General features: G+C 42.1%; 9 protein-coding genes. 2 read left to right on the forward strand and 7 right to left on the reverse strand.

Annotation, left to right across the window (positions count from 1 at the left end):
- Positions 1-5: 5 nt before the first annotated feature.
- Together AC3CHU_RS11020 and AC3CHU_RS11025 are read left to right on the forward strand one after the other, a co-directional pair.
- Entirely contained in the window at positions 6-1,397 is a 1,392-nt protein-coding gene (locus AC3CHU_RS11020; protein ID WP_114634756.1) for a magnesium transporter, read from the forward strand.
- A 147-nt stretch (positions 1,398-1,544) separates the two neighbouring features.
- Positions 1,545-2,195 carry a MarC family NAAT transporter gene (locus AC3CHU_RS11025; protein ID WP_054545826.1) on the forward strand — a complete coding sequence of 217 codons (651 nt, stop codon included), beginning with the start codon at positions 1,545-1,547 and terminating at the stop codon, positions 2,193-2,195.
- 500 nt (positions 2,196-2,695) lie between these two features.
- On the opposite strand, the gene AC3CHU_RS11030 is transcribed toward AC3CHU_RS11025, so the two are convergent.
- From AC3CHU_RS11030 to AC3CHU_RS11060, 7 genes are all read right to left on the reverse strand, one after another.
- A complete protein-coding gene (locus AC3CHU_RS11030) occupies positions 2,696-5,749 on the reverse strand; it encodes an efflux RND transporter permease subunit (protein ID WP_488524557.1) in 3,054 nt (1,017 codons plus the stop codon).
- Positions 5,749-6,840: an efflux RND transporter periplasmic adaptor subunit gene (locus tag AC3CHU_RS11035; RefSeq protein WP_488524558.1), complete on the reverse strand. Its 1,092-nt coding sequence runs from the start codon at positions 6,838-6,840 to the stop codon at positions 5,749-5,751. Before AC3CHU_RS11035 ends, AC3CHU_RS11030 begins: the two co-directional genes overlap by 1 nt.
- A 118-nt stretch (positions 6,841-6,958) precedes the next feature.
- Positions 6,959-8,758 carry a mechanosensitive ion channel family protein gene (locus tag AC3CHU_RS11040; protein WP_488524559.1) on the reverse strand — a complete coding sequence of 600 codons (1,800 nt, stop codon included), beginning with the start codon at positions 8,756-8,758 and terminating at the stop codon, positions 6,959-6,961.
- A gap of 702 nt (positions 8,759-9,460) precedes the next feature.
- A complete protein-coding gene (locus AC3CHU_RS11045) occupies positions 9,461-10,144 on the reverse strand; it encodes a hypothetical protein (protein ID WP_488524560.1) in 684 nt (227 codons plus the stop codon).
- 334 nt (positions 10,145-10,478) lie between these two features.
- Positions 10,479-11,423 (reverse strand): protein translocase subunit SecF, encoded by a 945-nt coding sequence (secF, locus tag AC3CHU_RS11050; RefSeq protein ID WP_488524561.1) that lies wholly within the window; start codon positions 11,421-11,423, stop codon positions 10,479-10,481.
- Positions 11,410-13,170, reverse strand: coding sequence for a protein translocase subunit SecD (gene secD / locus AC3CHU_RS11055; RefSeq protein WP_488524562.1), 1,761 nt, complete (start codon positions 13,168-13,170; stop codon positions 11,410-11,412). The genes secF and secD overlap by 14 nt, the downstream gene beginning before the upstream one ends.
- A gap of 10 nt (positions 13,171-13,180) precedes the next feature.
- A complete protein-coding gene (locus tag AC3CHU_RS11060; protein WP_114634749.1) occupies positions 13,181-13,618 on the reverse strand; it encodes a DUF1214 domain-containing protein in 438 nt (145 codons plus the stop codon).
- Positions 13,619-13,809: the final 191 nt, after the last annotated feature.

The raw sequence follows: 13,809 nt of genomic DNA on the forward strand, positions 1-13,809 counted from the left end.
TTATTATGACCTTAATAACCGTTCCATTACCTAACACTGACGCCGAGCTGCTGTACTCCGAGTTAATTTCAGCAATGCAGTCCGGGACTAGTGATGGCATTATCAAACAAATAGAAAGTGCTAACCTGACCGATCTTCCATTCGTGATTAGAAAATTCACCAACGCACAGTGTGAGCAGTTTTGGGTGTTGCTTTGTACTCAGCAGCCTAATCTGGCTGCTGACTTTCTGGATTACCTAACAGAGCCAGAGCGTGCACTCTTATTTTCAAACCTTCCTATCGACAGTGCGAAAGACATTCTTTTACATATGCGTTCAGACGTTCGCCGCTCTCTATTACGTAGCCTACCTAAACCACTTCACAAAGCCCTTGAATCCTCACTACCCGAAACTTGGGAAAACGAAGAAAAATCCGCGATGTCTTTTCCTAATGGTTCCGTTGGGCGAATTTGCAAGAATGAGATAATCAAACTAGAAAGCTGGGCAACCATTTCAGACTTAGAGACCGTCTTGCGTGAAGGCGAGCAAAGCTCTGAACGAATTGAATGGCGCTACATTTATTTACACGACAAACGCGGTAACTACTTAGGTACGGTCAAAACTAGAGAACTGTTTCTCGCTCAATCTTGGGATAGATTGCTCGATCATATTGATACAAGTGTCCCCACCGTACCTGCAGATTTTGATCTCCAATCATTAAAAAGTGTGCTCGACTCTACCTCACACTCTACCGTTCCTGTTATCAACGAACATGGCTTTCAAATTGGTATCGTTGGTCACACCCAGTTAAACCAGGCGTTATATGAGAAATCCGAACAACAACAACGTGAAGCCAGCGGTATATTTGGCGGTGACGAGTTTCGTACTATGCCGCTATTACAACGTAATATCCGACGCCTCACATTTTTGTTGCCATCGGTAATCTTGAGCTATGCCGCGGTATCGATCATCGCTTCCTTTGAACATATTATCGAACAAGTTGCCGTATTAGCTGCCGTTTTACCCTTAGTGGCTAACTTATCCGGGGCCGCGGGCAACCAATCCGTTGCTGTTTCTATTCGAGAATTATCAACAAAGCATATTTCCGCTAAAGACTGGTTGTTTGTCGTCGCCAAAGAGTTACCGATTGGCGCTATCAATGGTCTTGCAATTGGTTTGGTTATTGCCCTACTCATGTTGTTCACCCATGGTCAGCAAAGTCATTTATTACCGGTGTTAGTCGCGGCTGCCTACACGATATCGTCCACTTGTGCAGTCATGATCGGTGGCGCTTTGCCCCTAATTCTCAAGCGCGTAAACCTCGACCCAGCCATGTTATCTAGCCCACTGCTCACTACATTAACCGATGCGATTTCATTCTTTAGTGTTCTATATCTTGCACAGTTAATGCTTCTTTAACTTAGTTAACTAGTCAATCATTTATCTAGCCAATCATTTCAGTTAGTCAGCCATTTAGTCATTAATTTGATTCGAGATTAAGCGACACCTAATAATTTAACCACTACCCAATGACACAAAAATCCACCTACATTTAAAGGAAACTGTATGCACATAGAAACGTTATTCACCTATTTAACTCTAACTGTTCTCGGCTTGTTGCCAATGATGAACCCACCAGCCGCTGCCACCGTTCTTCTTGGTTTAAGTAAGGGCCGAGACAAGAGTTATATCGTTTCACAAGCGAAAACCGTTGGGCTTTACCTATTCATCGCCATGTGCATCACCTTTTTTATTGGTGCTTCTGTTTTGGAGCTGTTTAGTATTTCCATTCCGAGCTTACGTTTGGGTGGCGGGATCATCATTTGTGCGATTGGCTTTAACATGCTGTTTCCAAAACCAGAAAGTATGGATGGCAGTGTCGGGCAAGATTCGATTGCTTTAGTGCCCCTTACAATTCCATCACTGTGCGGCCCCGGAACAATGGCATTGATTATTAGCCTTGCTGCTGAAATCGCATCTAGTGAAGAAGAGTTAGAAAAGATAAGTATTTATACAGGAGTCATTGGCGGATTTGGTGTCGTGAGCTTAGTCGCCGCTTTTATTCTGAGTATGGCTTACCCGTTACTTAAAGCTTTGGGTCAAAATGGTATTAACGCGTTTACCCGAATAATGGGTTTTCTGCTTATCTGTATGGGTGTGCAGTTCTTTACTATCGGTATTACAGAAATCGTACAAGATATCGGCGCATTGCTGTAATTTTTCGTATCAAACCCCGCACTGTAGATTGCTTATTGTGTGGGTTTTTCTGTTTAAACAACGGCACCCAGTTTCCACTCCAACAGCCCACAATACTATCCCCCTCAAAATACCCACTCTAACTTTAATCGCTCGACTTGCTCTACGTTCTTCTATGTAAATGCTCCTCTGAACCAGTAAACATTGAACCAGTATATATTGACGGCCCAGTAAACATTGGTGCCTTTAACGAACATCTTCCCGAGTTTTCATCACAGAGATTCGATAGCAATGTATGGACGTTTTAAGGTGGTCACACTGGTGGCTTTCTAGCTGAATAGTACTGTTATATACATTGATAACAGCACGTATCTTTCTGCAAATTTGAGTACTAAATCGTTCACTTCCTCCAGGCTAATACGAACAAAAAAGCTGATACCAACATTATTGGTATCAGCTTAATCCTATACACTTCTGGACGTTCTTTCTTACCCTAATGAAAGGTATTGAACATTGAGACGTTAACGATAGCTTACTCGGTACAGCAAGGCATAAATCACAGGCAATACCACTAAAGTTAGTAGTGTAGCAAACCCAAGTCCGAATATGATGGTCACCGCCATCGACTGGAAGAAGGCATCAAACACCAGCGGGATCATACCTAACATGGTAGTAATTGCCGCCATGCACACAGGTCGAACACGACTCACACTCGCATCTACAATCGCACGGTTAAGGTTTGAACCTTGGTCGGTTTCGATATTGATTTGCTCCACCAACACAATACCATTCTTCACAATCATACCTGATAAGCTCAATAGCCCTAGCAATGCTGTGAACGAGAACGGAATATTCATTAATAGTAAGCCCGCACTCACACCAATTAATGCCAGTGGTACCGTCAACCAAATAGCCAAAGACTGACGAATGGTGTTGAATAACAATACCGTAATCAAGAACATGATCAGGTATCCCATTGGCAATGAACCCATTAGGTTGTTGGTCGCCTTTTGCTGACTTTCATATTCCCCCCCCCACTCAAAATGATAGCCTTGAGGGAGTTCAATTGCTTCGATTTTAGGGGCGACCAAACGGCGCAAAGATTCAGCCGTATCATCACCAAATGGCGTCACATCGGCCATAACGGAAATCACGCGTTTAAAATTACGACGAACAATTAAAGAGTCTTCCGTCGTCAAATTAAAGTCGGAAACGACCTGTGTTATTGGGATATAACGGCTTTGGTCTTGGCTCCACACTTGTAACTCAGGTAATCTATCGATATCAAAACGTTCTTCATCTGGCGCGCGCATGACAATCGGCATGATATGACTGCCATCTCTGAACAAGCCAATCTGCTCACCGTTTAAATTGCGTAACAAGGTTCTATCAAGATCACTCTTTGTTATACCTACTCGCCTTGCTGCTGCACCATCAAGTTGTGGTTCAAGTACTTGAGTTTTTTCTCGCCACGAGTGACGAACTGCGGTTGCTTTTGGCTCATTACGCATGATCTCATTCGCTTGAGCAGCAAGTTGTCTCAACACTTGTGGATCCGCACCATAAAAGCGCGCTTCTACTTTAGCGGCAGGTGCAGGGCCCAAATCCATTAACTTAAACTTAAAATCAATATCCGGATGCAGACTTTCAAGCCTTGCTTTCATCTGGGGTAACATCGTTTCGATCGCGGCTAAGTCTTTCGCTTCAACAATCAATTGCCCGTAACTGCTGTATGATTTTTCAGGTGCATAAGTCAGAATAAATCGCTGAGCACCCGCACCTACGACAGTTGTGACATTATGAACGTCATTAAACCCGCTCACGGTACGTTCGATCTGCTCTAGGCGTTGTTCTGTTTCACGAACGTCTGTGCCTTGTTGCAGCCATACATCCACATAGAAAATTGGCGTGTTCGATGGCGGGAAAAAGGCCTGTTTTACAGAGCCAAACCCGATCACAGCAGAAATAAGCAAGACCAGTGTGATGACCATAGTCGCGACGCGGTTTTTTAGTGCGGTATTAAGAACCGTGCGATACAGGGTAAATATCACCCCTCGATAAGGATCGATATGCTCTGATTCACCTTTGGCTATTTCTTCTTTAAACATCAGTTCGCAGAAGAACGGCGTTAACGTGATAGCAAGCACCCAACTTAGTAATAAAGAAATCGCTAATACTTGGAATAAAGACCCTAAGAAATCCCCCGTTGCGTCGGCAGACAAACCAATCGGGGCAAATGCAATAATACCAATCAGTGTTGCACCAAGCAGGGGCCACTGGGTCTGTTTAACAACGGATTCAATGGCTTTACGTTTGGTCAATCCACGCTTCAGGCCGATTAAGACACCTTCAGTTATCACTATCGCATTATCAACCAGCATTCCCAGTGCAATGATCAAAGCACCAAGTGAAATAATTTGAATCTCAACGCCTAGAATACTCATTCCAATGAAGGTGCCGAGGATAGTCAGTAATAAAATAGCCCCCATTAAAATGCCTGAACGCAAACCCATTGCAAATAACAGCACGACAATAACAATCAATACCGCTTCGACTAGGCTCATCACAAAGTCAGACACCGATTTATCAACCGCATCGCCTTGGTCGTACACTTTGTTTAATTCAATGCCAATTGGGCGAGCAAAATCGAGTTCTGCCAATTTATTACTGACACGTTCACTAACATCAACCACATTGACGCTGTTCGCAAACGAGATCCCAAGAGAAATTGCTTGTTCACCATTGTTACGATACAAGGTATAAGCTTTATCTTGAAACTGACGGCTTACTTCTGCGATATCACCTAATTGGATCAGGTCATTGCTTCCCGGCGGGCTAAATTTAAATGATTTTAACGCTTCAATTTCATTAAACTCACCAGAGGAATGGATTCGGATCGATTGTCCATCAAGTAGTAAATCACCACCATTGGACACCATGTTCTGATTTTGAATCAAACGAGAAAGCCAAGCAGGGTCAAGGTTCAACGTATTAAGATCTTGCTGAGCAATCTCAATCACAATGTGTTCAGAGACTAGCCCGGCCAAGTTAACTTTCTTTACCCCTTTAATGGCAAGAAGCTCACGCTGAAGGTATTCACCGTAATTTTGTAGTTCGCGATAAGTGTATTCATTACTCGTAATGTTGTAGAGAATGCCATACACATCGCTAAAATCATCAATGACTTGCGATGGATTCACTCCCGGTGGCATTCTAGGCTGAATATCATTCACCTTGCGGCGCAATTCATCCCATACCTGCGGTTGTTGTTCTGCTTGTATGGTCTCTTTTAATATCACCGCAATCTGAGACAGCCCAGCACTGGTAAAAGATTCGACATCTCTAACATATTCAAGCTGAGAAATCGCACGCTCAAGCGGTAAGGTGACCTCCTCCTCAACTTGCATTGCAGAGGCACCAGGGTACGTGGTGTTAACCATAGCTTGTGGAATAGGGAATGCTGGAAATTCCAATTGCCCTAAACCACGAAACGAAAGCACACCGCCCACCAATAAAATGGCAACGACGAGCCAGCTTATGACTTTGTTTTTAATTGCGTAATTAGTTAGGTTCATTATAAACCTCGCTCGCGAACGATGGGCGTAACTCTCATGCCCTCTGACAATTGACTGACACCAGCACTCACCACATAGCTATTCTGAGAGAGCTCTCCAGAAACAATAGCACCACGTGCCGACACTCCTTGAATGGTGATATCTAACGGAGAAACGTGTCCGTTCTGAAATACCCAGACTTGAGGTTGACCAATCAGGTCATTGTCTAAAATGGCGCTAGCAGGAACGACAAAACGTTGAGCACCTTGCTTATCTGCAATGATTTTATCGATATCAAGGTGTAGCGTTGCTCCCATACCTGGATACACAGTATGGTTATCTTTTGGCGCGACCAGAGTAAAGGTCACTTCATAGCTTTGTGTTCCTGCTGTTGCTTGCGTTTTATGCTGTTTATAAGTCACAGGGTAGGAAATCGATGAGCCATTAAAGGTCGCTAAGGGCTGATAAGATGGGTCAATTCTCTTAGCATCCATCTGGCTAAGTACGTTTTCAGGTAACTGGATCGTGACATCTATCATTTCATGATCTTGTAAAAGGACGATACCTTGGTGAGCTTGCACTTGTTGATGGTTTTCAATGTGAGTCGTTGCAATTCGACCACTGTAAGGCGCAGTAATGACGGTATCTTTCAACCTGTCTTGTGCAAGCTGTAAAGCTCCCTGTGCAACTTGAAGACGAGCTTGAATGCCATCAAACTCCGCTTGAGCCAATAGATTCTTTTTCATCATTTGGGTCGCTCGATCTAATTCTCTTTTGACTAAATCAAACTCCGATTTTTTCAATGTGATTTCAGTTTTAAAATCTCGCTGATCAAGTCGAGCAATGACTTCGCCTTTTGTCACTCTTTGCGATGGCTTTAAGTTAAATTCAACGACTTCACCACCCACTCTAAAAGCGAGCTCGACTTCCTTCGACGCAGAAACTTGAGCAGGAAAACGTCTTATTTCTTGATGACCCACGGCTTGGACTTCAGTCAAACGGACAGGGCGAGGCGTATCACCAATCAGTGGTGAGTCTTCGGTCGAACACCCCATCGACATAAGTAAAACAGAAAAAGAAAGAAGTATGCGTGAAGAACGAATACGAGGCATGGATATCTCCAAAGTAGCTTAAATATTTTGACGCTACTTTGGAGTAAATAGAAGGCAAACACGATGAATTAGAGAAATTCAAATTAGCGATGATCACCTTAGGGTAAAGCTTTCTGTTTTAACCATTTCCATTTGCGCGAACCGATGAACTTTTCGCAGGGTACATAATGCTGTCTTTGATTCCATCTTTAAATTCATAACTAAAGTCAGGGAATGGGTAGTTATTGTTATCCTGCCACTGCTTAACTGTTTCGGTCGCTTTCTCTTTGAGTTCATCCTCAATAGGGTTAAGTGCTTGCGCAAGTTGGTATTGATTAGAGAATGCCAACTGGGCACCTACCGCTTCAACTTGCTGCATCACCGAAAACATCACATCCTCTTGCACAGCAAGAAACTCTTCATGGTCTTTGCATATAATATAAGCGAGTATATCGATGTGTATCGCAAACTCACCAACGCCCACAAACCTTGCTCTCACCGGATCTTCATCCAGTTTAGGATGTTGTAACAACAGTCGCCTAATACCAACAACCAGGAGTTTGAGTTGGTCTTGAGTCAGCTCTGGCCGCAACCTCAAGCGGTGGCTCATTCTACGCTTATCACGACGCTCTAGATTATCAATTTCCATGTTGGCAAACTCGGAATTAGGAATAGTAATTAATGAACGTTCTAGCGTTCTAATTCTCGTAGACCGTAACCCTATGCTCTCAATCGTCCCTAGATTGTCGCCATAACGACAAAGTTCCCCAATTTTAATTCCACCATCAGCATACAAAGTCAGACCATTAATCACATTTTCCAGTACAGGACGAATGGCGAGTGCTACCGCCAAACCACCAACCCCTAAACCCGTCACGATCGGGGAGATAGAGAAGCCCATAAAATCGACCACATAAATGCCCAAGATGGCAATCGTGAGGCCACCAAAAATACGCGCGAGTACCGTAATTAAAGAGGAGTCAACATACTTACCTTCGTGTTTATTAAATACATACAGCTCAGCAAAGTAATTGAATATGGTCATGATCAACCACGCAACGAAGAAAAACTGGCCAATCAAAAAAGAGGTAGACAAAAACTGGTAGATACCTCCAGTGATCCATATTCCGTCATCAATCACTTTTCGGGTAATAAACAGGATAAAGACAACCCCAACCAAAGATAACTGGCGGCCAACTTGCCATTTCAGTCCATTTCGATACCAATGTAAGTTCCAACGTTCGCCAAGCGAGAAGCTTAACTTAATCATAAATCGACATAACAAAAAGACGCTCACTAAAGCGAACCACTGCCAAAGAGGAATCGATGCGTATAAGGTATTAAAGCTTTCTGGTAAAGATTTAATCAATGATATTGAAAATAGCGGGCCTGGGAGAATTAAAAACTCATGGTACAAATCAACGTCATGTTCACTTTTCTCCGTAGACGCTGAGATCAGGCGATACCATTTCGATAAGCTATTAATGGAAGTGGTCGTAAATAGATATTGGCCAACCTTCTCACCATTCGTCTGCCTAGCGATCAAAATATCTGTATTAGCAAGGCGCCATTGGTGACCAGTGTCACCCGTTGGTGATGCCATTTCTGAAGGATGTAATTGAACGTCTTGTCCTAACCTATTTAGAATTTCGTGCAGCAAAATGATTCTTTCCATCACGACCACGGTTCGACTCCGATTGGGAAGGTTCGACAGATCCATGGTACGCGTTACTTGGGCATAAGCATGTTGGGCTTCAGGTAAATCGAGCTGCTCAAGCTGCCAATAATGGATCACGTGCTCAGAATACTTAATAAAACCAGATAGAGTGCTATTGGGCGTTGAGGTATCCACAAAACTGGGCTTGTCTTGTCCGTGAGCGAATGAACTAAACCAAACAATTTGGATTGAAAAGAAAAGTGTTAAAAGTCGAGCGACCATAATTGACCTTTGATTTAGTAGAGAGCCCCTCTCAGAGGGAATACTATTATTACTATCAATATGATTAGTAAGAATAAAAATTGAAATGAATTAAGAATGGTTAATTATAAATTCGAGCGATAATGAATTTCTCTAATTCATGTGCTTCGTGAAGTAGTTATGCGATAAATAATCATCAATAATCGATGGAGATAAATCATGAAATACTTCCCACTTATTGCCGTTATTCTTGGTTACTTGATTTTTATGTCATTTCTAACATTACGAATATCATCATAAATATATTTTATCTTTAACTATCGCATAGCGAATTACTTCACTATGCGATTACACTTCCCTTTGCGATTAAACTTATCTATGAAGATCATTTTCTTTAACCCATCCCTCCTATCAAAGACAAAAAACCACACATAACAATTACATAAGAAGATAAACCAAAATAAATGTATTTAAAGGGAACTTTCCCATAAAGAATCAATGGCTGAGCAGTTATATTTACCATATATGGTTACACCTATCACTTAACATTTAACATTTAACATTTAATCAAACGTTACGCTTAGCTAATAATCAATTGAACTATCATTTGTTAGCTACTGGTTATTAGTTATTGTCAATAAAATAAAGACATTATTCATTAAGTAACTGTACACTCCAAAATTAGGGTAAATACAGTCACTTAACAAAGGGGGATATTGTGGGTTAAAAGCTCATGTTGTAACTGATACCAGTATGGTGATCATTGTTTTCATCGTAACGATATGTCGCTTCAACAAACTGATTTGGCGCTAATTTGAAACCTAAATTGGTTTCAATAGATAAATCACGGTAACTCTCTTTACCGCCGACTTTCTGTTTTTGATCGTTAAAGCTATAAGTGTATTCTGGTGTAACATCAAGCCAAACTTGACTAGTGAATGCGTAGGTCATCGTCAGTGCCGCATTAGCTAAATAACTTGTGTTTGTCGATAAGTCATTGGTATTAAAGCCTAGCCCCATTAATGGAGAAAGGCTGAGGTTAGAGTTAATAGAGGTTGTTTTTATGGCATTAAAAAACACCGTATGTGAGTTTTTACTTGTATCCTTGTAATCGGTGTCCCATAGGTAATCCAACTGAAGAGCGGCATCGCTATCACTATTCGCTAATGTCGCAATAAAATTATGTTGGTAGAAATCGTTAGAACCAATGTATTCAAACATGGTTGAACCATTGTTTAGCTCCTGGCTTGCAGCAATGCCAGCTGTAAAACCATCACTATCATAACCTAGATTCGCATAAGAATAAGTCGACACTGGGTTTGAAAAGTCGATGTTCTGGTTTGCGTTCGCAACAGCAGAAAGAGTTAAAGGTAAAATAGCAGAGATAGTTAATACAATTTTGTTCATAATGTGTTCCTCAATATTTAATGTCGAGTAAATTGTACCTAACCAACTATTGTTTACGACGAATTACAGAAATTCAAAATAGAGCTCACTGTAAATTATTAATAAACATACATTCATTCGATAAAATGAGCACACTACTATTTTAAATTTTCAATAACATCCCAAATAGTCACCAATAGGAAATCTAAAATCTAAAATCTAAAATCTAAAATCTAAAATCTAAAAGCATATTTGGTACATTAGACGAAAGATGATGAATAATTCCTTTGGCACAAAAAAGGCTCCAATATAGGAGCCATAAGTTTTCAATTAGCTATTAGCTATAAACGGTGGACTATTCACTATGAATAGGATTACCGCCTTCATCTAACAAAGGAGCTTTGGGCTTATAATGCTCAGAAGACAAGCCGATCCTTTCCGGTATTGCTGTACCGATCACTAATGAAGACCAAGTGCCCACAATAATCCCAGCAAACAATGCAAACGCAAATCCACTTAATGTACCGCCTGCGATAAGGCCAATACTGCTTACCGTCAACAACGTCGTTCCTGAGGTCACCAGAGTCCTAAATAATGACGCTCGTATCGCTTGATCCGTAGATTCACTGGTACTCTGATCCGGTCTGCGAGTCAGGTACTCACGAATTCGGTCTCCGATCACAATAGAGTCATTGAGCGAGTAACCGACCACAGCAAGCAACGCAGCAAGAGCGGTGAGATTAAATTCAATCGAAAACACCACAAACAATGCTAGAACCACCAGCACATCATGCAGTAGAGCAACAATCGCACCCAGAGCTAATCGCCATTCAAAACGCACAGTTAAGTAAAACATAATGGCGATAGACGCAACAATCAGGGCTAAACCACCTTGCTCAAATAATTGCTCACCCACCTGCGCGCCAACAACTGAGCTCGACACTAGATTAAGCGGATGGCCTAGCTCCAACTCTACAGCTCTTAACCACTGCAACAACTCCAATTCACCCGTTCCGCCAATAGGAAACTGTAACTGCCAAGTTTGGTAGGTAACATCGGGCACTAGATTGGGTAATTCATCAAATACCGTATTCAAGGCTGACTGCATCGCTTCCAAGCTCACCGGGGCATCAGCATTGACGACATGGGAAATACCACCGGTAAACTCAAGCCCAAGCGTGAAACCTTTGGTCGATATCAGGACAATTGATATAAACATCAACCCTAGTGAAACTAACAAACCGTTCCACCTTACTTTTGACCACTGAATATCAGCGACTTGTTGGTTAAGCTTTGTCATTGTCATGCCCCCAAAGTTTTGTCATCCACATTTGGCTATAGAGTAATCCCGTAAACATACTGGTTAACAGTCCAATCCCGAGCGTTATTGCAAAGCCCTTAACCGCACCATAGCCAATCGCAAACAAAATAATCGCAGTGATCAACGACGTCAGGTTTGCATCGATAATCGTACTTCTTGCCTCTTTGTAGCCTCTTGGTATCGCGCTCGCTAGCGACCTTCCTGAACGCATTTCTTCTTTGATTCGTTCAAACACCAGAACGTTAGTATCAACCGCCATGCCCATGGTGAGTACAAGGCCCGCAATACCCGGCAAAGTAAGCGTTGCTCCCGGTATCAATGATAAGAAACCCACAATCATGACAATGTTGGTGATAAGCGCGGCACAAGCTATAACACCCAACTTTCGGTACAAAACCAGCATCGACACAAATGTCAGAGCTAAACCTACCATCACCGCGAGCAAACCCTTTTGGATATTTTCTTCACCTAGGCTTGGACCAATCACTTGCTCATCAATAATGGTCACAGGTACGGTCAATGACCCAGAGCGTAGAATTAGCGCAAGGTCTTGTGCATCGGAAATTTGCCCGATACCCGTTATTCTAAAACGACTTCCTAATTGGCTTTGGATCGTAGCAACGTTGATCACTTCATGGCGTTGAACAAGTTGGTTGTTATGATCTTGATGATATTCGCTGTATAAGGTCGCCATAGGTTTACCGATGTTACTACGTGAGAAGTCAGACATTTTGCTGCCTCCCGCACTGCTCAACACTAGGTTCACTTCAGGTTGTCCAAACTCGCCAACCGATGCGGATGCACCAATAATGTACTCTCCCGTTAACACCGGTTGTCTAGACAAGCGTACAGATTCCCCATCACGCGTAGTATGAGTCTGTGCAGCTTGGCTTGAATCAACAACCGTATGAAAAGAGATCGTCGCCGTCGCACCAATAACACGCTTCGCTACTTGAGGATCTTGAACGCCCGGAAGCTCTATCAATATACGGTCAGCCCCCTGACGCTGGGTGACGGCCTCAGTAATACCTAAACTTTCAATACGCTGGCGCATAATATTTAGGGTTTGCTGCATAGCGAGGCTTGCCTGCTCTTCTTTAATGCTTTCATCAAGCGAAAAACGTAATACGTTGTCGTTTACACTGATTTTCCATTCAGAAAACTGTGAACGCATGTGGTCGGTTACGTTTTGAATACTGTTTGAATCACGACTACTTAAATTAGTAATAATGACCGAGAATCCATTGTTGTCTATGTCAGCAATTCGACTGCGTATCCCTTCTGCACGAGCCACGTGGCGAGCATTCGTCGATGTCGCTTCTACCAAACTTCTCACGCTATCATCTATTTCAACTTGCAGCATGAACTGCACGCCACCACGAAGATCTAATCCAAGGTTAATGGGTGTTAGCCCTACCTGGCTAAATAGCTGAGGTGCTGCACTGACGAATGAAAAATGAGAATGAGCTAACGGAAACGCCAATGACAATACCTGTTGCGCTTCTCGCTGTTCTTTTTTACTTTCAAAGATTAATGTAGTTTCGTCTTGTTGATTCTCAATACCTAGCGGAGTTATCTGATTTTTAACTAATGTGCTTAACAAAGGCTCAATGGGTAATGAACTATCAGCGTGATTAAGGACCAATGCAGGCTTTTCGCCAAAAAAACTCGGTATAGCGCTAATCAATAAGAGAATTAGCAGGAAATAGGCAAATATTTTTTTCATGTTATCTACCCTATAAGTACACATACTTCACGAGATAAAAGCTACCTTCTGGGGCTTGTAACCAGTTAGTAGCGTTCACATCACCAGGTCGGTACTTCGAGATTTTGATAAGTAAGCTACCATCGAGTTCTCGATGAAAATTCATATTGTCGATATTAGTAATCAATTGCTGACCACCAGCTGCTATCTCGTCACTTTGTCCGTCAATAATAACAATCGACCACAAATCGCTTTCGGCTTCTGCCTTTGTAATTCGATACGTCAGAGATTGATTATTACTGATTTGTTTGACATCACTCGTCGCTTCAATTTGAGGTTCACTGTCATAAATGAGCTTGGCTATTGCAGACACATCCTCCAACATCGAGCTCGAAGACCATGCAAAACTTGAGAAAAAACCGTTTACAAGAAGAGAGAATAACAAAAGATATTTATTGATATTTTTCATTGGGTTGACAACTGTTAATTGATGCTACTTAGATTCTTTTTTGAACCTATCTCCTTTGCTGCATTAGGTTTTCTTTCCTAGAAAACCATGAATGCAGAGATCATAAATAACCAACAGTGTCCTGAATATGGTTTACAGAAATTCAAATATGACTTGAGAGATTCACATTTGAATTTCTCTAATTCTTTGAG

It is taken from the genome of Vibrio sp. QJM3NY_39 (genome assembly GCF_057785895.1).